The organism is Lysobacter daejeonensis GH1-9 (assembly GCF_000768355.1).
GTDB classification, from domain to species: domain Bacteria; phylum Pseudomonadota; class Gammaproteobacteria; order Xanthomonadales; family Xanthomonadaceae; genus Aerolutibacter; species Aerolutibacter daejeonensis.
Genome location: NZ_AVPU01000026.1, coordinates 1 through 24199 on the forward strand (window position 1 = coordinate 1; position 24199 = coordinate 24199).

Genomic DNA, 24199 nt, shown 5'->3' on the forward strand with positions numbered 1-24199 from the left:
CGCCCCGCGCCCAACGCCTGCCCCGACTGCGGCGGGCTGTCGCTGCAGCCGCAGGGCGCCGGCACCGAGCGCATCGAGGAAGTGCTGGCCGCGCGCTTCCCCGACGTGCCGGTGTTGCGCATCGACCGCGGCACCACCCAGGGCCGCGACGCGCTGGAGCAGCACCTGGCCGCGTTCGGCGACGCCCCCGGCATCCTGGTCGGCACGCAGATGCTGGCCAAGGGCCACGACCTACCCAACCTGACCCTGGTCGCCGTGGTCGGCATCGACGAAGGGCTGTTCTCGGCCGACTTCCGCGCGCCGGAGAAACTGGCGCAGCTGCTGATCCAAGTCGCCGGCCGCGCCGGCCGCGCCGACAAGCCCGGGCAAGTGCTGCTGCAGACCCACCACCCCGAGCACCCGCTGCTGCACACCCTGCTGAGCGGTGGCTATGCCGCTTTCGCCGAAACCGAACTGGCGCAACGCGAGGTTGCCGGCTTCCCGCCCTTCGGCCATCTGGTCCTGCTACGCGCGGAGGCCAAGCAGGTGGAACAGGCGAACGCGTTCCTGCGCGCCGCCCGCGCCACCATCGACAGCGCCGCCGACGAGCTGTTCGACCCCAACGACCCGGACGCGATGATCGAACTCAACGGCCCGCTGCCTGCGCCGATGCCGCGGCGTGCGGGCTACCAGCGCGAGCAACTGCTGCTGTCCTCGCCCACGCGCCGTCACCTGCATGCGGCGCTGGACTTCGCATTGCCTGCGATCCACGCCCTACCCGAGGCACGGCGCGTGCGCTGGTCACTGGACGTGGATCCGACCGACCTGTACTGAGCCAGGGCCTGCGCGACCAGCGACGCGCCGCCACGACGACACCGGGGCGTCGCCGTGGGGTCCGATCGCCGCGGTCAGCGTGTACGGCGCGGCGCGCTGCCGTCGTAACCGTGCGTCGCCGCCACCGAGCGCAGCGCCACGGTCAGTTCCTCGCGTGCGGCCTGCGCCAGGCAACCGAACAGTTCACGGTCGACCTTGCGCTCGGTCTCCAGCAACTGCGGCACCAGCGCACGCCCCGCCTCGGTGATCTCCACGCGCACGAAGCGCATGTCGTCGATGTCCGCGCTGCGGCTGACGTAGCCCAAGTCCTCCAGCGAGGCCAGTGCGCGCGACAGTGACGGCGCGGTCAGGCCGGCGTCGGTGGCCAGGCGGCACTGGGTGGTGCGACCCGCGCGCTGCAACTGGCGCAACGCGACCCATTCGGTGACGGTGATGCGCAACTTGCGCGCCGCGCGCTCAAGCTGCAATTGGCGGTTCTTGGAGACCAGCGCCAGCCAGTGGCCGAGCAACGAGTCGGGACCGGGCTGGCCGTGCAGCGGCACGACCTCGGCGCTGAAGGGCGGGGCGGCCGCCAGCGCCCCGCTCACAAGGGCCTCCGTTGCGCATCGGTGCGGGCCACGGCCAGACCGGCGGCTACGGTGACGGCATACCAGGTGGCGAAAGCGGGCTTGGCGATGTTCGGCTTGGTCTTGGTCATGGCGATGTCCTCGGTGGGTTGGCTGGTGCTGATGTCGGTACTGCTGGCCTGGCCCCAGAACGAAAAACCCCGCGCTTCTTTCGAGGGCGCGGGGTTCAGGTCTGTTGCCTGGGCTGGTTGGCGTTGGCCTACACGTGCCCGATCCCCGCGCGGTGTGCCCAGGTAAAGTTGGTAATCCAGTTCAGGCCGGTGGCTTGGGCACACGCACACGGCCGCGCAGCGTCGAGGGACGCATATACGGCAAGTTTGTGAAGGGCGTGGGCGGTGCTCATGGGTAACGAGAACATCACGCCGACCGCAGCGGTGTCAACCGTTTCATGCGATATGAATTGCGCTTCTGAGCCCATGGCGCCGAGACTTTGGTCGAGGCCCCGCATGTCATGACGGCCTCGCACGGTTCACGCAGAATTGGCGCAACCCCGCACGCGCACGCCCATGTCCCTGCTCGACCAGCTTCGCACCCATTCGACCGTGGTCGCCGACACCGGCGACATCGATGCCATCGCCCGCTTCCGCCCGCAGGACGCCACCACCAATCCGTCGCTGTTGCTCAAGGCGGCCACGCTGCCGGCGTATGCGCCGCTGCTGGAGGCCGCCGTGGCCGACGCCCGCGGCACCGGCGAAGCCACGCGCATCGCCGATGCCAGCGACCGGCTGGCGGTGGCCATCGGCGGCGAGATACTCAAACTGGTGCCTGGGCGCGTCTCCACCGAGGTCGATGCGCGGCTGAGCTTCGACACCGAGGCGACGCTGGCACAGGCGCGACGGCTGGTGGCGCTGTACGCCGACGCCGGCATCGGTCGCGAGCGGCTGCTGATCAAGATCGCCGCCACGTGGGAAGGCATCCGCGCAGCCGCGCAGCTGGAACGCGAAGGCATCCACTGCAACCTCACGCTGCTGTTCTCGTTCGCGCAGGCGGTGGCATGCGCCGATGCGGGTGTGTTCCTGATCTCGCCATTCGTGGGCCGCATCCTCGACTGGCACCTGGCCAACGGCGCCGAGCGCCCGCCCACGCCACAGGACGACCCGGGCGTGCAATCGGTGGCGCGCATCTGGCAGTACTACAAGCGCCACGGCTACGGCACGGTGGTGATGGGCGCCAGCTTCCGCAACACCGGGCAGGTGCTGGCGCTGGCCGGCTGCGACCGGCTCACCATTGCCCCCGAGCTGTTGGCCGAACTGGCCCAGGGTGACGGCGAGGTGCGGCGTGCGCTGCATGCCGGGGGCACGCCGGCCATGCCGCCGGGCGCGATGGCCGAGGGCGCGTTCCGCTGGCACCACAACGAGGACCCGATGGCCAGCGACAAGCTGGCCGACGGCATCCGCCGCTTCGCCGCCGACCAGCGCAAGCTGGAGGCATTGCTGCTGCAGCGGTTGCGGGAGACGGCATAAGGTTTCCGGTTGCAACGACGGACGGTGACATTGCGCGGGTCGAGGCGATAGTCAGCCACCTCACGCGGCCGACGCCCATTGCCTCACGCAAGCGGACGCGGCGGCTCCAGCGGCTGGCGCAGCAGGGCGTGCAGGCGCAGGCCCTCACCATGGGAGCCAACGTGCAGGCGGCCGCCGAGGGCCAGCACGCGGTCGCGCATGTTGGCCAGCCCGCGACCGGGCCCGCGGCCCACGCGCACGCCGACGCCATCGTCGCGGATCTCGATGAACATCCACAGCATCCCGGCGCGCTGGCTGACCCGCAGCCGTACCCGGCAATGGGTCGCACGCGCGTGGCGCACCACGTTGGTCACGCCTTCCTGCACCAGCCGGTAGGCGGCAATGCGCAGCGTGTCGTCCAGCAGCGGCAGTAGCCGCGCGTCGCCCTCGAGCACGGTCTCCAGCTCCACCCCGGCATCGTCGGCCAGCCGCCGCACCTGCCCCTGGTCGATCGCGCGGAACAATCCCAACTGCTCCAGCGCGGAGGGGCGTAGCGACTCCAGCACGCCGGAGATGTTGGCGCGCATCGCCCGGGTCAGCTCCAACAGCGACTCCACCGCAACGCCCTGCCCGCCCTGCGTCATTTGCGGCGCCACCAGCATCAGCCGGGTCTGCAAGGCGGTCAGGGTCTGGCCGAATTCGTCGTGCAGTTCGCCGGCCAGGCGGCGGCGCTCGCGCTCCTCGGTGAGCAGGTTGCGGCGCGCGGCGGCATTGAGCTCCTGGGCCAGCCGTTCGCTCTCCTCCTTGGCCTGCTGCAATTGCCCGGCCTGCGCACGCAGGCCGTCGACGGTGGCCCCGAACAGCAGCGCGGTGGCACCGGTCAGCGCGGTGAACAACTGCATCCGTACCGGCTGCGCGGTGGCGGTCTGCAGGTGCTCCTCGAGCACGCCGACCAGGCTGACGGCCAGCAGCGCCAGCACCGCGCCGCGCCAGCCATGCCAGACCGCGAACACCACCACCGATACCAGCAGCAGGCGGCGCACCACCTCGACCAGCTCGGCGCCCGGCGTCGACAGCACCCACAGCAGGTACCCCCCCACCAGCGGCAGCAGGTAGCGGAGCCCACCGCGCAGGATCGTCGCGGAGCCCTCGCGGTGCGCCGGGCGCACGCCCCAGGCCAGCAATGGCGCCACCAGCAGGATGCCGACGAAGTTGCCGAGCACGCTCTTGATGCCGAAGACCGCCAAGTGCGGCAGCGCCCCGTCCACCGCCAACGGCGCGACGTCAACGATGCGGGCCGCTCGGATGTCGCCCATCCAGCCGTCGTTCCACACGTACAGCAGGTCCTTGGCCATGACCGCCAGCGCGGACACCAGCGCCCCGAGGTGCAGGCGCGAGATCTGCTGCAGGCTGGCCGCGGTCTGCGGGGTGACCCGCCAGCGTTGCAGCAGCAGCACGCCACTGGCGACGAGGAAGGGCTCCAGCACGTTGCCCAACAGGTACTGCAGGGGCCCGGACCAGTAGCCGAAGAAGGCGCCAGACATGCCCGAGGTCGTGTGCACGATCACCCCGCCGAGGCTGCGCGCCAGCACCGTGCCGGCGAACAGCCACGGCCAGTGGCGCCGCGGCAGCAGCCACAGGGCGCTGAACAGCGCGCCGGTGTTGACCGCCCAGTGCAGGAACCCGACCAGCCCCAGTCCCAGGTAGAGCCCTGCGGTCAGCAGCGCCAGCCCCAGTCCCGCGCCCCAACCGGGCAGCCCCACGCCTCCCGGCTGGGTGCGCGCGCGGAATGCGCGCATCGTCGCGGCAAGCGGCGGGACCGGTCGGTTCATCCGCCACAGGCTAGCGTGTCGTCCCGCAACACTGGTGCGAGCTTTTCTCGGAATGCGATGGCCGCTACGCGCGCGTGGCGCCATGGCGTCGCGGGACCGCGGCCTCGGATGCAGAAAGGCCCGGTTGCCCGGGCCTTGGTGCGATGCATGGCGGCTTCCGAATCAGGCCGCAAACAGCGCGCGCATCTTCTTCAGCGCGTTGGCCTCGATCTGGCGGATGCGCTCGGCGGAGACGCCGTATTCGTCGGCCAGCTCCTGCAGGGTCACCTTGCCCTCGCCGTCCAGCCAGCGGCGCTTGACGATGTCGCGCGAGCGCTCGTCGAGCCCGGCCAGACCGTCACGCAGCAGCTGCAGCTGGTTGTCTTCCTCGTCCAAGCGCTCGTAGGCCTGCGACGGGTCCTCGTCGCTGGTGCGCAGGTACGCGGCCGGCGACGGCGGCGCGTGGTCGTCGTCCTCGTCGGACGGCAGGTCGAAGCCAATGTCGCGGCCGGACAGGCGCGACTCCATCTCCAGCACTTCGCGCTCGGAGACGTTGAGGTCGGCGGCGACGGCGCGCACTTCCTCGGCGTTCATCCAGCCCAGGCGGGTCTTGGACTTGCGCAGGTTGAAGAACAGCTTGCGCTGCGCCTTGGTCGTGGCGACCTTGACGATGCGCCAGTTCTTGAGGATGAACTCGTGCATCTCGGCACGGATCCAGTGCACCGCGAAGCTCACCAGGCGCACGCCCTGGTCCGGGTCGAAGCGCTTCACCGCCTTCATCAGGCCGATGTTGCCTTCCTGGATCAGGTCGCCCATCTGCAGGCCGTAGCCGTTGTAGCCGCGGGCCACGTGCACCACGAAGCGCAGGTGCGAGTGCACCAGCTCGCGGGCGGCGTCGAGGTCTTCCTCGTCGCGGAAGCGGCGGGCCAGCACCTGCTCGTCCTCGACGGTGAGGACCGGGATGCGGTGCACGGCGCCGATGTAGGCCTCGAGCGAACCGAGGGGGACCAGCCCGCCCATGGCGGGGATCGGGAGGTTGTTGGCGACCAGGGCGGTGGAGGAGGCGTTCTGGGTCATGAGGGTCATCTTAGCAGTCGGGGGGTGTGACTGCTAAAGGGGGAAAAAGTTCCACTGTGTTGCGGGGATGGAACGCCAATATGGGGGCTTGGCGGGTCGGGGGAGCGTGCCAAAAGGGGGGTTAAGGCGGGGACAAGGGGCCCGCGGCCGGCGCCACTGCGACTACACTCGGGCGGTCCGCTTCACCAGGCATCCCGCCCGCATGCGCAAACGCACCAAGGCCACCTCGATCGACATCGCCCACCGGGCCGGGGTCTCCCAGGCCACGGTCTCGCGGGTGCTGCGCGGCAGTCCGCTGGTCAACGCCGAGACCCGGCGGCGGGTGGAGGAGGCGGTGCGGGCGCTGAACTACAAGGTCGACCGCCATGCCTCCAGCCTGCGCACCCAACGCTCGGGCACGCTGGCGCTGCTGCTGTTCGAGGAGCCGACCCCGGACCACGCGCACATCAACCCGTTCTTCCTGTCGATCCTCGGTTCGGTGACCCGGGCCTGCGCCCGCCATGGGCAGGACCTGCTGGTCTCGTTCCAGCAACTGTCCGACGACTGGCACGCCGACTACGAGGACAGCATGAAGGCCGACGGGCTGATCCTGCTGGGCTACGGCGACTACCGCCTGTACCGCGACAAACTGGACGCGCTGGTGGCGCAGGGCACGCGCTTCGTGCGCTGGGGCGCGGTGCAGCCGGACCAGCCCGGCATCTCCATCGGCTGCGACAACGCCCACGGCGGGCGGCTGGTGGGAGAGCACCTGGCCGCGCTGGGCCGGCGGCGGGTGGCGTTCCTGGGGTCAGCGTCGCGCGGCTACCCGGAGTTCCTCGACCGCTACCGCGGCTGCGAGGCCGCCCTGCAGGTGGCCGGGCTGGCGCTGGACCCGGCGCTGCAGGTGGACGCCGACAGTTCCGAGGAAGCCGGTTACACCGCGGCGATGGCACTGGTGGAACGCGGACAGCCGTTCGATGCAGTGTTCGCGGCCAGCGACCTCATCGCCATCGGGGCGATCCGCGCGCTGGCCGAGAAGGGCCTGCGCGTGCCCGAGGACGTGGCGGTGGTGGGTTTTGACGATATTCCTACCGCGCGCTTCACCAACCCGTCGCTGACCACCGTGGTGCAGGACACCGCGCGCGCTGGCGAGTTGCTGGTGGAAACCCTGCTGAAACTGGTCAAGGGCGAGGCGGCGGAAAGCGTGACCCTGCCGGCGCAGCTGGTGGTACGGCGCTCCAGCGGCGCGGCCGCAGGCTGACGGCCGCGCAGTAGGCAATACGGGCACCAGCCGCGCACGCCCTGAGCGGCCATCTCCTGGACGCGATTGTCAGCGGCGCGACCGAGCCCCTGGCTGCGCCTTGTCGAGTTCGCGTGCCAGGTCGGCGCGGCGCACCGGCGCATCCAGCAGGAACACTTCCACCCCGTGCGCCGGCACGGAGACCGACAAGGCGTCGCCTTCGGCCACGGTCACTTCGCCACCCCCGACCGCCGCACGCCAACGGCCCGCCTGCACGTAACGGCGTTCGGTGAACGTGGTCGGCGCATCGCCCTTGTTGATCAGCACCAGCGCCATCTGCGCGTGCCCACCGTGCTGGTAGACGCGGTAGAACGCCGCGCGGTCGCCGGCCATCTCCAGGTTGAGCTGCAGGCCACGCTGCAGCGCGGGCGAGTTCGCGCGCAGGCGGGCGATGCGCTTGAGTGGGGCGTAGATCGGGCTGCGCGCTGCGGCATCGATGCGCGCCTGGCCGTAGTAGTTGCGGTTGCCCGCGTGCTCCGCGGTGCCACGCTCGAAGCCGGTTTCCGAGCCGTAGTAGATCACCGGGATGCCGCGCGCGGTGAACAGGAAGTTGTGCGCGTCGATGAAGCCTTCGTCACGGGCGTCCAGTCGCGCCATGTCGTGGTTGTCGTAGAAGGTCATCAGCTCGTACGGGTTCTGGTACGGGCCGTCCACCAGGTACAGGCGCTCGGCGATGCGCTCGAAGCCGCCACCCTTGCGGCCGAACACCTCCGCCATCCGCTCCTTCAGGGGGAAATCCAGCACGCTGACCCCGGCGTTGTGCGGCAGCGTATGCGCGGCGATGGTGGCGGCGTCGTGGTCGAACGCCTCGCCGAACATGAAGAAGCCCGGATGCTTCTCGCGGATGCGCGAGGTGAAGGCATGCCAGAACGCGTGCGGCATCCACGGGATGGTGTCGATGCGGAACGCGTCGGCGCCTTGGTCGATCCACTGCGAATAGGCGCCGATGAAGTACTCGAGCACCTCGGGGTTGTCCTCGTTGATGTCCGACAACTGCGCCAGGCCGGGCCTGGTGTTGTACCAGCGGTGCAGCGGGTTGCCTGCCGGATCAAGCTGCGCGGGTGGCAGGTTTTGGTGGTCGGCGAGCAGCGTGCCGTCGGCGGCGTAGATCTCGCCGAACTTGGGCTGGTCCACCGGCATGGTGTACGCCGGCGAGCCGTGGTTGGCGACGATGTCGAGCACGGCCTTCAGGCCGTGCTGCTTCAACCCCGCGGTCAGGCCGGCAAAATCGAGCCCGGGGCTGGGCAGGTGCTCGTCCAGCTTGTAGAAGTTCACGCCCCAGTAGCCGTGGTAGCCAGTCTTGCCGCGGTCGGTGAACATCCCGCCCCACTTCACCGCGTCGCCGCCGGTGAAGGCTTCATCCGGGTTGTCGACGATGGGGGTGAGCCAGACTGCTCCGAAGCCCAGGTCGCGGATGTAGCCGGCATTGTCCAGCAGGCCGCGGAAGTCGCCGCCAAGGTAGCCGACGTTGTCGCTGCGGCCTTTGGGCGCGCCCGGCACGGGCCGGTCGAACGTGCGGCGGCTGGGATCGGCACCGCCCTGCGTGCGCTGGTCGTTGCCGGGGTCGCCGTTGACGAAGCGGTCGGTGAGTACGAAGTACACCGCGTCCGCGGCCATCGGCTCGGTGGTGCCGTAGTACTGCGCGTCGGCGCTGGAGTGTCCACGGTCCTGCGGCTGAGCGCCGGCGTGGCCTTCGCCAACGCTCACGCAGCCCGAAAGCCACAGGGCGACAACAGCGGCGACCGCGTGGCGGCGACCGCGCCACGCCCGCAAGGCGGCGCGTGCCTGCCTTGGCGCCGCCGCGCGCGCGGGCGTGGCCGCAGTTCCATCGGAGGCAAGATGCGCGGCAGGTAGCCCGGTGCTTGAAGGGGTCGAACGCATGCGGCTTCCTCAGTGTGCGGCGGCGCCAGCGGGCACCGGGGTCGCGGCGGGCTCCGGCACGCGCAGCACGCACAGGCCCGCCAGCACCAGGCTGACGCCGCCGATCAGCAGTGCGTAGATCGGCTGGTTGCCGAACAGGCCTTTCACCATCAGCCCCAGCAGGCTCACCGCCACCAGCTGCGGGATGACGATGAAGAAATTGAAGATGCCCATGTACACGCCCATCTTCGCCGCGGGCACGCTGTCGGACAGCAATGCGTAAGGCAGCGACAGTATCGACGCCCAGGCAAAGCCGACGCCGACCATCGACAGCAGCAACCACTTCGGATCGTGGATCACCAGCATCGACAGCAGGCCCGCCGCGCCCAGCAACGCGTTGACCAGGTGGCTCATGCGCAGGCCGATCCGCCGCACCATCCCGGGGATCAGCACCGCGGCCAGCGCGGCGAACAGGTTGTAGGCGGCAAACAGCACGCCGACCCAGTTGGCGCCTTCGTTGTACGCCGCCGACGCGGTGTCGGTGGCCGCGTAATGCACCGAGGTCACCGCGGGCGTGGTGTAGATCCACATGGCGAACAGGGCGAACCACGAGAAGAACTGCACCACCGCCAGGCGACGCATCGCGCGGGGCATGCCGTGCAGGTCCTGCATGATGTTGGCCAGCATCCCGTCCTGGCGGGTGCGCATCGCCAGCAGCAGCAACGCACCGTACGCGGCGATGCCACCGGCCAGCACATACAGCTGCTTGTCCAGGCCGAAGCGCGCAACCACGAACCATCCCGCCAACCCGAGCACCAGCGCGGCCACCGCCAGCGACGTCCAGCGGGTCAGTCCGGCACCGGCATCGCGGCGCACCTCCGCCACGGCGGGCTCATGGTCATCGAACGCCGCCAGCTCCTGGGGCGAGTATTCCCGCGTGCGCACGACGGTCCAGGTGATCGCCCCCAGCAGCACCACGCCACCCGCGTAGAACGCGTAGCGCACGGTATCGGGGATCTTCCCCTCCGGCGCGGTGTTGTCCACGCCCAGGTGCTGCAGGATCCACGGCAGCATGCTGGCCACCACCGAGCCCACGCCGATGAAGAAGCTCTGCATGGCGTAGCCGGTGGGGCGCTGCGCCGGCGCCATCTGGTCGCCGACGAACGCCCGGAACGGCTCCATCGAGATGTTGATCGAGGCATCCAGCAGCCACAGCATGCCGGCGGCGACCCACAGCGCCGGCACGTTCGGGAAGAGGAACAGCGCCAGCGAGGCAAGCACCGCGCCCACCAGGAAGTACGGCCGGCGACGTCCAAGTCCGGTCCACGTGCGATCGGACAGGTAGCCGACGATCGGCTGCACCAGCAAGCCGGTCAGCGGTGCGGCGATCCACAGCAGCGGTATGGCCTCCACGTCCGCGCCCAGCGTCTGGAAGATGCGGCTGACATTGGCGTTCTGCAGCGCGAAGCCGAACTGGATGCCAAGGAAGCCGAAACACATGTTCCAGATCTGCCAGAACGAGAGCTGCGGTTTGTGGGTCATGGGCGATCGGCCTGGTGGTTGGATGACGCAATGCACAACGCGATGCGCACGCATGGCAATGCTTGTAACACCTGCCATGGCAGTGCGCGCGGCCATGGTAGAGGGCGGGCCTGCTGCACAAATTTCCCTGCAAACGTATTCATCCGTGGCGCCCCGATTGCATCAACCCGTGCGTCGTCGCGGCGTGGAATAGTGGCGCTCCGGCGCGCCAGCACTGTCGCGGCCTGCAGAAGGATGGAGAGGCGGATGATGAGCAATCGCTGGTGGCGTGGCGCGGTGATCTACCAGATCTACCCGCGCAGCTTCCTGGACACCGACGGGGATGGCGTGGGCGACCTGCCCGGCATCATCCGCAAGCTGGACTACGTGGCCAGCCTGGGCGTCGATGCGATCTGGATCTCGCCGTTCTTCAAGTCGCCGATGGCCGACTTCGGCTACGACATCGCCGACTTCCGCGACGTCGACCCGATGTTCGGCACGCTGGACGACTTCGACCGGTTGCTGGCCAAGGCGCATTCGTTGGGCCTGCGGGTGATGATCGACCAGGTGCTGAGCCACACCTCGGTGGAGCATGCATGGTTCAAGGAGAGCCGCGAGAGCCGCGACAACCCGAAGGCCGACTGGTACGTGTGGGCCGACGCCAGGCCCGATGGCACGCCGCCCAACAACTGGCTGTCGATCTTCGGCGGCGTGGCATGGAAGTGGGAGCCGCGACGCGGCCAGTATTACCTGCACAACTTCCTGTCCTCGCAGCCGGACCTGAACTTCCATTGCCCTGAAGTGCGCGCGGCGATGCTGGACAGCGTGCAGTTCTGGCTGGACAAGGGCGTGGACGGCCTGCGCCTGGATTCGATCAACTTCCCGTTCCACGACGCGCAGCTGCGCGACAACCCGGCCAAGCCGGTGGACGCGCGCACCGGGCGCGGCTTCAGCGCGGACAACCCGTACGCGTTCCAGTACCACTATTACAACAACACGCAGCCGGAGAACCTGGCGCTGCTGGAGGACCTGCGCGCGCTGCTGGACCGGTATCCCGAGGCGACGACGCTGGGCGAGATCTCCTCGGAGGATTCGCTGGCGACGATGGCCGAGTACGTCACCGAGAAGCGGCTGCACATGGGCTACAGCTTCGAGCTGCTGGTGGACGACTTCAGCGCGGCATACATCCGCGGCACCGTGCAGCAGCTGGAAGCGAAGATGGCCGATGGCTGGCCGTGCTGGGCCATCTCCAACCACGACGTGCGCCGCGCGGTGACGCGTTGGGGCGGACCGTCGCCCGATCCGGCGCTGGCGCCGCAGCTGGTGGCACTGGTGTGCTCGCTGCGCGGCTCGGTGTGCCTGTACCAGGGTGAGGAACTCGGTCTACCGGAAGCCGACGTGCCCTACGAGGCGCTGCAGGATCCCTACGGCATCACCTTCTGGCCGAACTTCAAGGGCCGCGATGGGTGCCGCACACCGATGCCGTGGCACGACGCCATGCACGGTGGATTCACTGAAGGTGCACCGTGGCTGCCGGTGCCAGCGGAACACCGCGCGCGCAATGTCGCCGCACAGGAGGTCTCGGCGGATTCTGTACTGGCCCATGTGCGCCGCTTCCTGAGCTGGCGCAAGGCGCATCCGGCGCTGGTGCTGGGCGACATCCGGTTCCTGGAGGCGCCCGAGCCGGTGCTGGCGTTCACCCGCGAACACGACGGGAAGACGCTGCTGGTCGCGTTCAATCTCTCGGCGCGGCCGTGCACGTGGTCACTGCCGCTGGGCTTCGCAACCGCACCGCTGGAGGACCATGGCCTGCTGACCGGGCACGTGGATGGCGCCGTGCTGCATCTTCCGGCGCACGCGGTGTTCTACGCGACGCTGTCCTGACGGCCTGATCCGGAGCGACGAGACGGTGGACATGCATCCGATGGTCGCTCCAAGCACGGTTACAGCGACAGCGACAGTAGCAACGGCAACAGGAACCGCCACCGCAACGTGGCCAAAGCATCGGTCGCGCTGGCGACGCGGCACATTGCCGTGCCTGTTGGCCGCGATGTTCGGTACCGGCGTGGTCTTGGCGGCTCCGCACGCCGTTGCCGCAGCACCTGCCCCCAGCCTCGCCGACTGCAACGCCGAGACCCACGCACGCGTGCTGGTTCCGGCACCGACGGCGGCGCTACCCGCCACCGCGCACTGGCTCGACGCGACCCGCCTGCAATGGCCGCAGCGCGACGGCACTGGCCGCTTCCGCCTGTACCACTCCCGTGATGGCCACATCGTCGCGTCACCGGGACGGCGTGTGCTGGGCGCCGACGGCGCACTTGCACTGCGCCGCGCATCCGCGCCGCTGCCGCCCGCCCTCGCCTCACGCTTTGCCTTCGTGGCCCCTGGCGCCGTGCTTGAGATCGCCACCGCCGACCGCGCGCGGCTGGCCGCCTTGCATGCGGGACAACTGGTGCTGGTGGAAGAAGACGCCAAGGGCCGCATCCGGGCTGCAACCCGGGTGCAGGCCGCGGGCGCCCTCGATGACCTGCATGCCGCGGCGGAATCGCTGACGGACCTCGGCGCCACGCCCGGCAGCGATGGCACGACCTTGCGCCTGTGGGCGCCCACGGCGCAGCGCGTGGCCGCGTGCCTGCATGCCGATGGCCGCGCGGGCGCGCACACGCTGCTGCCGCTGACCGCGGACGCTGCGACCGGCGCATGGTCGTATCGCCACACGGCCAACCTGAGCGGCCAGTACTACACCTACCTGGTCGACGTGCTCGTGCCCGGCACCGGGCTGGTGCGCAACCGCGTCACTGATCCGTATTCGGTCAGCCTGACCACCGACTCACGCCGCAGCTACATCGCCGACCTCGACGCCGCCGCGCTCAAGCCCGCCGGCTGGGATGCCACGCCCAGGCCGGCGCCGCTGGCCGCACAGACCGACATGGTCATCTACGAGCTGCACGTACGCGATTTCTCCCGCGACGATGCCAGCGTGCCCGCGGCCCGGCGCGGGAAGTACCTGGCTTTCACCGAGTCCGGCAGCGACGGCATGCGCCACCTGCGTGGTCTCGCCGCTGCGGGCCTGACCGACGTGCACCTGCTGCCGGTGTTCGACCTGGCCACCGTCCCCGAGCATGGCTGCACGGCGCCACGCGTGCCGGAAGCGGCGTCCGACAGCGGCGCGCAACAGGCCGCGGTGATGGCCGACGCCGCACGCGACTGCTTCAACTGGGGCTACGACCCCTACCACTTCAATGCGCCCGAGGGCAGCTACGCCAGTGACGCGGCCGACGGCGCGGCCCGCATCCGCGAATTCCGCGCGATGGTGCAGGCCCTGCATCGCGCCGGCCTGCGCGTGGGCATGGACGTGGTCTACAACCACATGACCAAGTCCGGCCAGCACCCACAGTCGGTGCTGGACCGGATCGTGCCTGGCTATTACCACCGCCTGGATGCCAACGGCGCGGTCGAGCGCTCCACCTGCTGTGACAACACCGCCACCGAGCACCGGATGATGGCGAAGCTGATGGTCGACTCGGCGGAGCTGTGGGTGCGGCATTACCGCATCGATTCGTTCCGCTTCGACCTCATGGGCCACCAGCCGCGCGCGGCGATGGAGCAATTGCAGGCGCGGGTCGACGCTGCCGCCGGCCGCCACGTGCAGCTGATCGGCGAGGGGTGGAACTTCGGCGAAGTGGCCAACGGTGCGCGCTTCGTGCAGGCCGCGCAGGGCGCATTGAACGGCTCGGGCATCGGCACGTTCAGCGACCGTGCACGCGATGCGATCCGCGGCGGCGGGCCCGCCGACAAGGGCGAGGCGCTGTTCACGCAAGGCTATGTCAATGGACTGGGCTATGCGCCCAATGCGCAGGCGAAAGCCCAGAATGCAATTGCCGCAATGCGCACGGGTACGGGCACGTCCGACAGTGGCACGACGGCGGCAGCCACGTCTCCGGCGGTTGCGCAGGGTGCGGCTGACGCGCTGACGCACCACGCCGACCTGGTGCGCGCCGGCCTGGCGGGCACGTTGCGCGACTATGTCATCACCGACCGCACAGGCGCGACCAAACCCCTGTCCGCGCTCGACTACAAGGGTCAGCCCGCAGGCTACGCCAGCCAGCCGGGCGAGGTGGTCAACTACGTCGAGAACCACGACAACCAGACCCTGTTCGACATCAACGTGTTCAAGCTGCCGCGGGACACGTCGTCGGCCGAGCGCGCGCGCGTGCAGGTGCTGGCGCTGGCGCTGAATGCCTTCAGCCAGGGCGTGGCGTACTTCCATGCCGGTGGCGAGCTGCTGCGCTCCAAGTCGCTGGACCGCAACAGCTTCGATTCCGGCGACTGGTTCAACCGCATCGACTGGACCGGGCAGGAGCAGCATTTCGGCACCGGCCTGCCGCCGCACGATGACAACGGCGCCGACTGGGCCCTGATGCGCCCGTTGCTGGCCGACGCCGCGCTGCGCCCTACCCCAGTGGACATCGCCTTCACCCGTGACGCGTTCCGCGACCTGCTGCGGTTGCGCGCCAGTTCGAGCCTGTTCCGCCTGCGAAGCGCGGCGGACGTGCAGCAGCGCCTGCACTTCGCCAACACCGGACCGGCGCAGAACCCAGTGGTGATCGCCGGCCACCTCGACGGCCGCGGCTACCCGGGCGCGCGCTTCGACGAGGTGCTGTATCTGGTCAACGTCAGCCCCGAAGCACAGACGTTGTCGTTGCCCGAACAGCGCGGCAAGGCGTACCGCCTGCATCCGGTGCACCGCACCGAAGCCGCCGCCGATACGCGCCCGCGCCAGTCGGCGCGCTACGACGCGCGCCGCGGCCGCTTCACCGTGCCGCCGCGCACCGCGGTGGTGTTCGTGGTCGAGCCATGACCCCGCCCCCGAACGCCTGCCTGCCGCCATCCCACCGCCTTCCGCCCGGAGCTGCCTGATGCGCCCGTTGTCCGCCCTGTTGCTGCTGCTTGCCCTCCACGCCGGGACCGAGGCCCGTGCCGCCACCGTCGCCGAGGTCTCCTCCCCATCCGGCGTGCTCACCGCCACGCTGGACCTGCACGAAGGCCGGCTGAGCTACCACGTGCAGCGCCTGGGCGAGCCCGTGATCGCGCCGTCGGCGCTGGGCTTCCAGATCCGGGGGGCGGGCAAGCTCGAGCGCAGCCTGGCGCTGACCCGCCAGGCTACGTCCAGCACAGACGAAACCTGGGAACAGCCATGGGGTGAGTCGCGCCACGTGCGCAACCACTACAACGAGCTGCGCGCGCGCTTCACCGAGACCATCAAGCCCGGCCGTATCGTCGACGTCGTGTTCCGCGTGTACGACGACGGCGTCGGCTTCCGCTACGAGTTTCCGCGGCAGGCGGCAATGGACGAGGTCATCATCGACGACGAACTGACCGAGTTCGCGATCGCCGCGCCCGCCACCGCATGGTGGATCCCCGCAGGCGAGTGGAACCGCTACGAGTACCTGTACCAACGCACGCCGCTGGCCGAGGTCACCCAAGCGCACACTCCGATCACCGTGCGTACCGACGATGGTTTGCACCTCGCGTTCCACGAGGCCGCGCTGGTGGACTACAGCGCGATGTGGCTGCGCCGCACCGAGGGCCAGCGCCTGCGTGCGCAGCTCTCGCCCGCCTCGCAGGGCTGGAAGGTCCGCCGCGCCCTGCCCTTCCACACGCCATGGCGCACGGTGCAGATCACCGACAGCGCCGCCGCGCTGTACGAATCGTCCAAGCTGATCCTCAACCTCAACGAGCCCAATGCAGTCGGTGATGTCAGCTGGTTCCAGCCGGCCAAGTACATCGGCATCTGGTGGTCGCTGCACCTGGAAACGGAGAGCTGGGCCACCGGGAAGGAGCACGGCGCCACCACCGCCAACACCCGGCGCTACATCGACTTCGCCGCCAAGCACGGCTTCCGCGGCGTGCTGGTCGAAGGCTGGAACCCGGGCTGGGACGGCCAGTGGTTCGGCAACGGCTACGACTTCAACTTCACCCAGGCCACACGGGATTTCGACATCGAGGCTCTGGCCGCATACGCCATGTCGAAGGGCGTGCACCTGATCGGCCACCACGAGACCGGTTGCGCGGTCAGCCATTACGAGGACCAGATGGATGCGGCGTTCGCGATGAACGAGCGTCTTGGCATCGACGTGGTCAAGACCGGCTACGTATGCGACGCCGGACAGATCGAACGCCGTGGCGACGACGGCAAGATCGTGCGCGAATGGCACGACGGCCAGTGGAATGCCAACCACCACCTGCGCGTGGTGCAGGCGGCGGCGAAGCACCATGTGGCGATCAACGCGCACGAGCCGATCAAGGACACCGGCCTGCGCCGCACCTACCCCAACTGGGTTTCGCGCGAGGGCGCGCGCGGCATGGAATACGGCGCCTGGGGCAATCCGACCAACCCACCGGAACACGAGGTCAACCTGGTGTTCACCCGCATGCTGTCCGGGCCGATGGACTACACCCCGGGCATCCTCAGCCTGCAAGGCCGCGGCCAGGCGATCCAGACCACGCTGGCGAAGCAGCTGGCGCTGTACGTGACGCTGTACAGCCCGGTGCAGATGGCGGCTGACCTGCCGGAAAACTACGCCAGGCACATGGACGCGTTCCAGTTCATCAAGGACGTGCCGGCGGACTGGGCGCAGACCCGCGTGCTCAACGGCGAGGTGGGCGACTACGTGACGATGGCGCGGCAGGACCGCAACAGCACCGACTGGTACCTGGGCGCGATCACCGACGAGCAGGGACGCGTGCTGCAGGTGCCGCTGTCGTTCCTCGAACCCGGACTGAGCTATGAGGCGCAGGTGTACCGTGATGGCGACGGCGCGCACTGGAAGAGCGCGCCGTTCAAGCTCACCCGCGAAACGCGCACGGTGACCAGCGCCGACACGCTGACCCTGCGTCTTGCGGCCGGTGGCGGGCAGGCGATCCGCTTCACGCCCAAGCGCTGAGGCACGAACCGGCCGCCAGGCTTCGCGACCGCCGCGCGCCGGATGCGCGCGGGGCCCGCTGTGGTGCGACTCAGGGGCTTTCGGCCGCGGGCCACGCCAGATCCGCCACGACCGGGAAGTGGTCGGACGGAAAGCTCCCGGCTTCCTGTGTATCCAGCGTTGCGACACGCACGACGTCCAGCCCACGTAGCAGGATCCAGTCGATTCGCCGGTCGGCACGCCCGCTGAATCCGTGGAAGGTCGCGGCCGGCCCCTCCCGCTGCGCCGCCTCCTGCCACGCGTCGTGCAACAGCGGCACCAGCGTGGCGTGCACCGGATTGGCCGGGGCGATGTTGAAGTCGCCGGTCACCACCACCGGCACACCGGCCGGCAACGCCGCGATGCGCGCGCGCAGCAGCGCCGCGCCGCGCACCCGCGCCGGCTGGTCCTCGTCCCGGTACGGCAGGTGGGTATTGAACAGATAGAAGCGGCGGCCGTCGGCCTTGCGCTGGAACAGCGCCCAGGTCGCCAGCCGCGGATACAGGTGATTCCAGGTGATGCTGCCCGGCACATCCGGCGTGTCCGAGAGCCAGAAATCCCCTGAGGCGAGCACGCGCAGGCGGTCGTGGCGATACAGCACGCCGACATGCTCGTCACCCGGACCACCCCGCCGCCCTTCGCCAAACCACGCATAGCCCCGCAGGTGCTCGGCCAGGTAATCGCCCTGTTCGGCGTACAGCTCCTGGGTGCCGATCACGTCCGGTTGCTGCGCGGCCAGCAGTCGCACCATCTGTTCGCGACGCAGCACCCAGCGATTGTCGCCATCCGCATCGGTGGGCAGCCGTACGTTGAAGGTCATCACCCGCAGTGCCGGCGCGACAGGCGGCGTGGCCATGGCGGGCAGCCACGCCATCGCCATCGCCATCGCCATCAGCGTGGCGTGCACGACCACGTGCGGCCACCACGGTTCACGCTTCCAACTGCAACTCAGCATCGGCTTGGCCCCCGGACATCCACCGCGAGTGTAGCCGGCGCGGCAGGGTCAACAGGACGGCGCCCGCAGGCTGCGTCGCGTACGCCTAATGCGTGCTCACGATGACTGCATCCATCACCCGTGGCGCGATCGCGCCATCGCCGCCGCCGAACACCATCGCTCCGCCCGCCGGGGTCAACGCGCGGTAGCCACCGTCGTAGTCCCAGGTGGTCACGTACACCTTGACGCCGGCCAGCGTGGCCGGGTGGCCGAGCGCGCTCGCAGGCAGGGTCAGGCGCAGCGTCGCGTTGGCGCGGTCCACGGCAAGCGATGCCGCCGGTGTCACCGGGGCGCCCTCGTCGGTAGCGGTAGCGCCATCCGCGGCGAACAGCGTATTCGACCAACCGTGCACGCGCAGCCGGTAGTGCCAGCGCATGCCGTCGGGCAGGTGGGCATTCTGTTGCGGCATCACCGTCGCGCCATCGGCCCGGCCCGGCAGTTGCACGTACACGGTGTAGGCGGCGTGGTCGAAGCCATTGGCGGGGTTCCACGCGGCGGCCATGGCCGCGGTCTGCAGCTCCAGCTGCAGCGCACCGCCGCTGGCCACCACGCGCACGCCGCGCAGGTCGAGCACGCGCCCGGCCGCGTGCCAGCCGGCATCGTCGGGGTAACGGTACTGGCCGGTCGGGCCGTGGTCGTCGTCCGCAGGGTCCTCCACCACGGCCAGCGTGGTCCACACCGGGTCCACGCGGAACGTCTGCGCCGCCGACGCGTTGCCGCCGACCGGGTCCCACGCCACGAGGCGATGCTCCACCGCGGCGTCGACCAGCCCGGCGGTAGCCACGCGGGCCTGCCAGCGGCCGTCGCGGCCGACCCGCACGCGCTGCCCGCTGGCGACGTCGCCATCCACCACCAACCGAATCTCGCGCCGGCCGGGGGCAGTGCCCCGCACGGAGAGCGGGCCGCGCACCACGCCTGACGGCATGCCATCCAAGGCCAGGGGCGCCCAATCACGCGCCTGGGCCACGGATGCGCGGCTCGTCGTATCGGTGGTTGGGATGGGGGCCGCGGCACCGACCATGCTCGGGGATGCGCCCGTCGCCGCAGTCTGCGCCTCGTGCAGCCACACCTGGCCGCTGCGCGCGACCAACGGCAGCGTGACCCGCCCGCCCTCACCCACCACCAGCTCCCGCGCCGACGCATCGATCGCGAAGGCGCCGCGCAGCACGGTGCCTGCGGGAAGGCCGGTGTCGAGGTTGTCGAGCAGCGTGGCGCGATCGGCGGTATTGAACACCACCAGCGCGGCCTCGCCTTCGCCGCGCATGCGGTACGCCAGCGCGCCCGGCGCCGCGGCATTGGCGTGCAGCACTTCGGGCACGCCGCGGGAGAACACCCGGTGCCCGCGACGCAGCGCGATGACCTGCTGCAGATAGCGATACAGCGGCGCCTGCGCATCGAAGTGGTCGCGTCCGCCCGCGCCGTAGCCGGCCGCGAACATCGCCGCGCGCGGCTGGGTGAACCCCTGCTCGGTGCCGTAGTAAACGGTGGGAATGCCAGGCAGGGTCATCAACATCAACAGCGCCTGCTTCAGCCCCTGCGCGGTGCCGCCGGCCAGGAACCGGTCGACGTCGTGGTTGTCGATGAAGCTGGGCATCAGGTGCGGCTGCGCGTGCACCTGCATGACGTTGGCGATGCGGTGCGCCAGCGCGGCCGGGGCCTGCCCGCGCGCAAACACATCCAGCGTGGTGCCATACAGCGGAAAGTTGATCATGCCCGGCAGCAGCGACGTGCCGTCCGCGCCGCGCATGTAGCCATCGATGCGGCGGGCCTGCATGTCCTCGAACGGTCGGTCGATGCCAAAGCCCTCGCCGAACACGTGGAACTGCTCACGCCCCGTCGCGCGCGCGGCCTGCAAGATGCCCGGATGGCCCGGGCCACGTCCGTGGAGGAAGTCGGCGAAGAATTCCGGCGGCACGTAGAAGGCGGTGTCCACCCGATACGCATCCACCCCCGCCTCGCGGATCCAATACGCATACGAGTCGCGCAACGCGTCGCGCACGCGCGGGTTCTCGGTGTTGAGGTCGTCCAGCCCGGCCATCTGCCAGTCGCGCTCCTGCACCGGGTCGGCGTAGTCGCGGATGTCGGGGGTCCAGTGGTAGATCGCTGCCGCGCGGTGCGCGCGCCGGCGCGGATCATTCAGGTCGAACGGAGCCTGCGTCGGGGCCGTGCGCCCGCCCGCGGCCGGGTGCAGCACGAAATGCGCGGCGGGTTCGCCGGCCGACCAGCCGCCCTTGTAGCCGCCGTAGTTGGCCACGTGGTTGACCACGATGTCCTGCACCAGGTACATGCCTCGCGCGTGCAGCCCGCGCGACAGCGCGCGGTAGTCGTCCAGGGTGCCGAAGTGCGCGTCGATGCGTTTGAAATGCTCGGCCCAGTAACCGTGGTAGCCCCCGTAGCTGACGTCGCGGTTCCACCACTGGTGCGCGACCGGTGGCGTGACCCACACCGCCGTAGCGCCCAGGCCGCGGATGTAGTCGAGCCGCCTGGCCAAGCCGCGCAGGTCGCCCCCGCTGTAACGCGCGCCGTCGCGCGGGTCGAACTCGCCTTTACCCTGGTCGTTGTTGCGCGGGTCGCCGTCGTCAAAACGGTCGATCATGGCAAAGTAGATGACCTGGTCGCGCCAATCCGGCGAGGGCACATGTAAGGCCCCCGACGACGCCGACGCGCCGACTGCCGGCATCGGCGCACATGCCATGCCTAGCCAGCAAGCCAGCCCCCAACCCCACGGCGCGATGCGCATTCAGAAAACCTCCCGCGGCGGGCCGGCGCCGCCCTTGGCGCAACCACTATTCCACGCACCCCGTTCAAACGTGACGGCGCGTGCGTCCATTCGCCATGAATACGTATGCAGCCCGATTTGTGCATGACCGCCCACGACTACCATCGGTTCACGCTGGAGTTGGGCGTTCCGTCCAGCCAAACCGGGGCCAGCCAGGCGCATTCGACGCAAGCGGTCCGAAACAGATAACGATTGAGTTCAAGTGGAGGGGGAGATGTTGAAGCTGAAGCGCAACCTGCTCAGCGTGGCACTGGCGTCGGCAACGATGCTGGTAGCTGCGAGCGTACAGGCGCAGACCGTCACCGACGGCGCCCAGGAGAACCCGAGCGACACGACCCAGGATGAAGCCTCGACCTTGGACAAGGTCACCGTGACCGGCATCCGCGTCGGCATCGAGCGGGCTATCGAGACCAAGCAGTCGGCCGACGTGATCGTCGAGGCGATCTCCGCCGAAGACATCGGCAAGCTTCCCGACCAGAGCATCGCCGAGTCGATCGCCCGCCTGCCCGGCCTGACCGCGCAGCGCGTGGCCGGCCGCGCCTCCACCATCAGCATCCGCGGCTTGGCCGAGGACTTCGGCACCACCTTGCTGAACGGACGTGAGCAGGTCAGCGTGGGCCACAACCGTGGCGCGGAGTTCGACCAGTACCCCTCCGAGCTGCTCAGTGCCGTGGTGGTGCACAAGACCGTGGACGCCGGCCTGATCGGCCAGGGCCTCTCCGGCACCGTGAACCTCAAGACCGTGCGTCCGCTGGACTTCGCCGAGCGCGTGGCCGCGTTCAACGTGCGCGGCGAGAAGAACTCGCTGGGCGAACTCAACCCCGGCTACGACGACATGGGCTTCCGCGCCAGTGCGTCGTACATCGACCAGTTCCTCGACGACAAGCTGGGCGTGGCCATCGGCTACGCGCACATGGATTCGCCGGGACAGGCCAACCGCTGGGAAGCGTGGGGCTATCCGACCGACTTCCCCGGCGCAGGCGGCAACGCCGTGATCGGCGGCAGCAAGTCGATCGCGTCGTCCACCGAGAGCGAGCGCGATGGCCTGATGGGCGTGCTGGAGTTCAAGCCCAGCGATCGCTACTCGACCGTGCTCGACCTGTTCTACTCCGAATTCGACAAGTCCGAGACCAGCCGTTTCATCGAGGCGCCGCTGGGCTGGGGCAACCGCAATGAGATCACGCTCACCAACCCGGTGATCCGCGACGGCATGGTCGTCGGCGGCACCTTCAACAACGTGCGCCCGGTGCTGCGCAACGACCTCAACACCCAGGACGACAAGATCTTCGCTGCGGGCTGGAACCACAAGTTCCGCTTCAACGACCAGTGGACCGCCACCGCCGACCTGAGCTGGTCCAAGGCCGAACGCGAGGAGATGCTACTGGAGACGTACGCCGGCCTCGGCCACGTCACCCAAGGCAACACCGCCAACGTCGACTTCACCATCGACACCGCCACCGGCCTGCCCCACTTCACCTACGACGTGGACCTGGCCGATCCGGCCAACGTGGTGCTCACCGACCCGGCGGGCTGGGGCCAGGCAGGCTTCGTCAAGTTCCCAAGCGTCGAGGATGAGCTCACCTCGCTGCGCGTGGGCGCCGAGCGCAGCTTCGACGACGGCATCTTCAGCAGCGTGGAGTTCGGCGCGAACAGGGCCGAGCGCGAGAAGACCCGCCGCAGCGGCCTCGAGGCGTTCCTTCGCGTGCCCAATGGCGGGCTGTCGATGCCGATTCCAGGCAGCGCGATCAACGACCCCGCCGACCTCGGTTTCACCGGCATTCCCGGCAGCATCAGCTACGACATCATGCAGGTCTATGGCCTGTACGAGATCGACCCGCACAGCCATCCCGACATCCGCAACAAGAACTGGACGGTCAACGAGGACACGACCACCGGTTACGTGAAGTGGAACATCAACACCGACGTCGGCTCCACCTCGCTGCGCGGCAACGTCGGCCTGCAGGTGGTCCGCGTCGACCAGAGCTCCGATGGCCTGATCGTGCCCTTCTCCGACGCCGACGCGCCGGTTCCGCTCACCGGCGGCGCGGTCCATACCGACGTACTGCCGAGCCTGAACCTGGCGTTCGGCTTGGCCCATGACCAGACGCTGCGCATTGGCCTGGGCGAGCAAATGGCCCGTCCGCGCATGGACCAGATGCGCGCCAACCAGAACGTCGAGGTCAAGACCGATCGCGGTCCTATCCCGGTGTGGTACGCCAGCGGCGGCAACCCGGAACTGGAGCCGTGGCGTGCGACGGCGCTCGACGTGTCCTACGAAAAGTACTTCGCCGACCGCGGCTACGTCTCCCTCGCGGCTTTCCACAAGGACCTGCACTCCTGGGTCATGGAAGTCGAGGAATTCGGCTACGACTTCACCGGCTACGAGCCGCGCGGGCTCATGCCGCCGTCCAACATCGGCTACTTCAAGGCGCCGCGTAACGTGAACGGCGGCATCATCTACGGCTTCGAGGCCGCGGTGTCGATGCCGTTCGACCTGCTTTGGGCCCCGCTCGACGGCTTTGGCGTGCAGGCCAGCTACTCCAACACCCACAGCCGTGTCACTCCGTTCGAGAACGAACCGGCGATCCAGCTGCCGGGTCTGTCGCGCGAGGTGTCCAACATCACCCTGTACTACGAAAAGTACGGCTTCTCGGCCCGCGTGAGCCAGCGCAAGCGCTCCTCGTTCCTGGGCGAGGTGCAGGGCTTTGGTGGTGACCGTTCGCCGCGCTACATCCAGGGCGAGGAGATCATCGACGCGCAGCTGGGCTACACCTTCGGCGAGGGCACCAGCTTGGCAGGCCTGTCGCTGCTGCTGCAGGTCAACAACCTGGACAACGAGCCGTACCGCGAGACGTTCGACGCCGACGGCAACCAGCCGCGGATGTACAACGAGTACGGCCGCCAGGTGCTGCTGGGCGCAAGCTACCGCTTCTGAGATTTACCCGCTTGGGAAACCCAGAACCCGCCAGCGCTCGCTGGCGGGTTTTTTCTTGGCTGACGACGGGGTGTACGGACCGGCCGGAGCCGCCGCG

General features: G+C 69.3%; 14 protein-coding genes. 7 read left to right on the forward strand and 7 right to left on the reverse strand.

Translation table 11 applies throughout. From position 1 onward, the window contains the following. Positions 1 to 813 (forward strand): helicase-related protein (locus N800_RS12400; RefSeq protein WP_036139108.1); only part of this gene is annotated, 813 nt, incomplete at its 5' end. Between the two features lie 74 nt (positions 814 to 887). Here N800_RS12400 and N800_RS12405 read toward each other — a convergent pair. Continuing rightward, complete coding sequence (locus N800_RS12405; RefSeq protein ID WP_036139111.1) at positions 888 to 1400, reverse strand: MarR family winged helix-turn-helix transcriptional regulator; 513 nt, start codon at positions 1398 to 1400, stop codon at positions 888 to 890. A gap of 545 nt (positions 1401 to 1945) precedes the next feature. Here N800_RS12405 and tal point away from each other — a divergent pair. Then, positions 1946 to 2902, forward strand: a complete 957-nt coding sequence (gene tal, locus N800_RS12415; protein WP_036139117.1) for a transaldolase — start codon at positions 1946 to 1948, stop codon at positions 2900 to 2902. A gap of 83 nt (positions 2903 to 2985) precedes the next feature. Here tal and N800_RS12420 read toward each other — a convergent pair whose 3' ends face one another. Together N800_RS12420 and rpoH are read right to left on the reverse strand one after the other, a co-directional pair. Then, complete coding sequence (locus tag N800_RS12420; RefSeq protein ID WP_156962992.1) at positions 2986 to 4713, reverse strand: ATP-binding protein; 1728 nt, start codon at positions 4711 to 4713, stop codon at positions 2986 to 2988. A 162-nt stretch (positions 4714 to 4875) separates the two neighbouring features. Further along, positions 4876 to 5769, reverse strand: a complete 894-nt coding sequence (gene rpoH / locus N800_RS12425; protein ID WP_036139152.1) for an RNA polymerase sigma factor RpoH — start codon at positions 5767 to 5769, stop codon at positions 4876 to 4878. A 202-nt stretch (positions 5770 to 5971) separates the two neighbouring features. Between rpoH and N800_RS12430 the strand changes: the two genes are divergently transcribed. Beyond that, positions 5972 to 7009 (forward strand): LacI family DNA-binding transcriptional regulator, encoded by a 1038-nt coding sequence (locus N800_RS12430; protein ID WP_036139121.1) that lies wholly within the window; start codon positions 5972 to 5974, stop codon positions 7007 to 7009. 69 nt (positions 7010 to 7078) lie between these two features. Here the strand turns inward: N800_RS12430 and N800_RS12435 are convergent, their stop codons facing one another. Beyond that, positions 7079 to 8755, reverse strand: a complete 1677-nt coding sequence (locus N800_RS12435; RefSeq protein WP_052108221.1) for an alpha-amylase family glycosyl hydrolase — start codon at positions 8753 to 8755, stop codon at positions 7079 to 7081. Between the two features lie 183 nt (positions 8756 to 8938). Further along, positions 8939 to 10450 carry an MFS transporter gene (locus N800_RS12440; protein ID WP_036139123.1) on the reverse strand — a complete coding sequence of 504 codons (1512 nt, stop codon included), beginning with the start codon at positions 10448 to 10450 and terminating at the stop codon, positions 8939 to 8941. 246 nt (positions 10451 to 10696) lie between these two features. On the opposite strand from N800_RS12440, the gene N800_RS12445 reads away from it, so the two are divergent. The 3 genes from N800_RS12445 (at position 10697) to N800_RS12455 (ending at position 17376) form a co-directional block, all read left to right on the forward strand. Further along, positions 10697 to 12313 carry an alpha-glucosidase family protein gene (locus N800_RS12445; protein ID WP_036139126.1) on the forward strand — a complete coding sequence of 539 codons (1617 nt, stop codon included), beginning with the start codon at positions 10697 to 10699 and terminating at the stop codon, positions 12311 to 12313. A gap of 166 nt (positions 12314 to 12479) precedes the next feature. Next, the gene (locus N800_RS12450; protein WP_036139128.1) at positions 12480 to 15290 is read left to right on the forward strand and encodes an alpha-1,6-glucosidase domain-containing protein; all 2811 of its coding nucleotides are present in this window, start codon (positions 12480 to 12482) and stop codon (positions 15288 to 15290) included. 58 nt (positions 15291 to 15348) lie between these two features. Then, positions 15349 to 17376 carry a glycoside hydrolase family 97 protein gene (locus N800_RS12455; RefSeq protein WP_052108222.1) on the forward strand — a complete coding sequence of 676 codons (2028 nt, stop codon included), beginning with the start codon at positions 15349 to 15351 and terminating at the stop codon, positions 17374 to 17376. Between the two features lie 70 nt (positions 17377 to 17446). Here N800_RS12455 and N800_RS12460 read toward each other — a convergent pair whose 3' ends face one another. Further along, the gene (locus N800_RS12460) at positions 17447 to 18349 is read right to left on the reverse strand and encodes an endonuclease/exonuclease/phosphatase family protein (protein ID WP_084087620.1); all 903 of its coding nucleotides are present in this window, start codon (positions 18347 to 18349) and stop codon (positions 17447 to 17449) included. Between the two features lie 85 nt (positions 18350 to 18434). Continuing rightward, positions 18435 to 21068 carry an alpha-amylase family glycosyl hydrolase gene (locus tag N800_RS12465; RefSeq protein WP_036139133.1) on the reverse strand — a complete coding sequence of 878 codons (2634 nt, stop codon included), beginning with the start codon at positions 21066 to 21068 and terminating at the stop codon, positions 18435 to 18437. A 313-nt stretch (positions 21069 to 21381) separates the two neighbouring features. On the opposite strand from N800_RS12465, the gene N800_RS12470 reads away from it, so the two are divergent. Then, positions 21382 to 24102, forward strand: coding sequence for a TonB-dependent receptor (locus N800_RS12470; RefSeq protein ID WP_036139135.1), 2721 nt, complete (start codon positions 21382 to 21384; stop codon positions 24100 to 24102). The last annotated feature ends 97 nt before the right edge of the window (positions 24103 to 24199 follow it).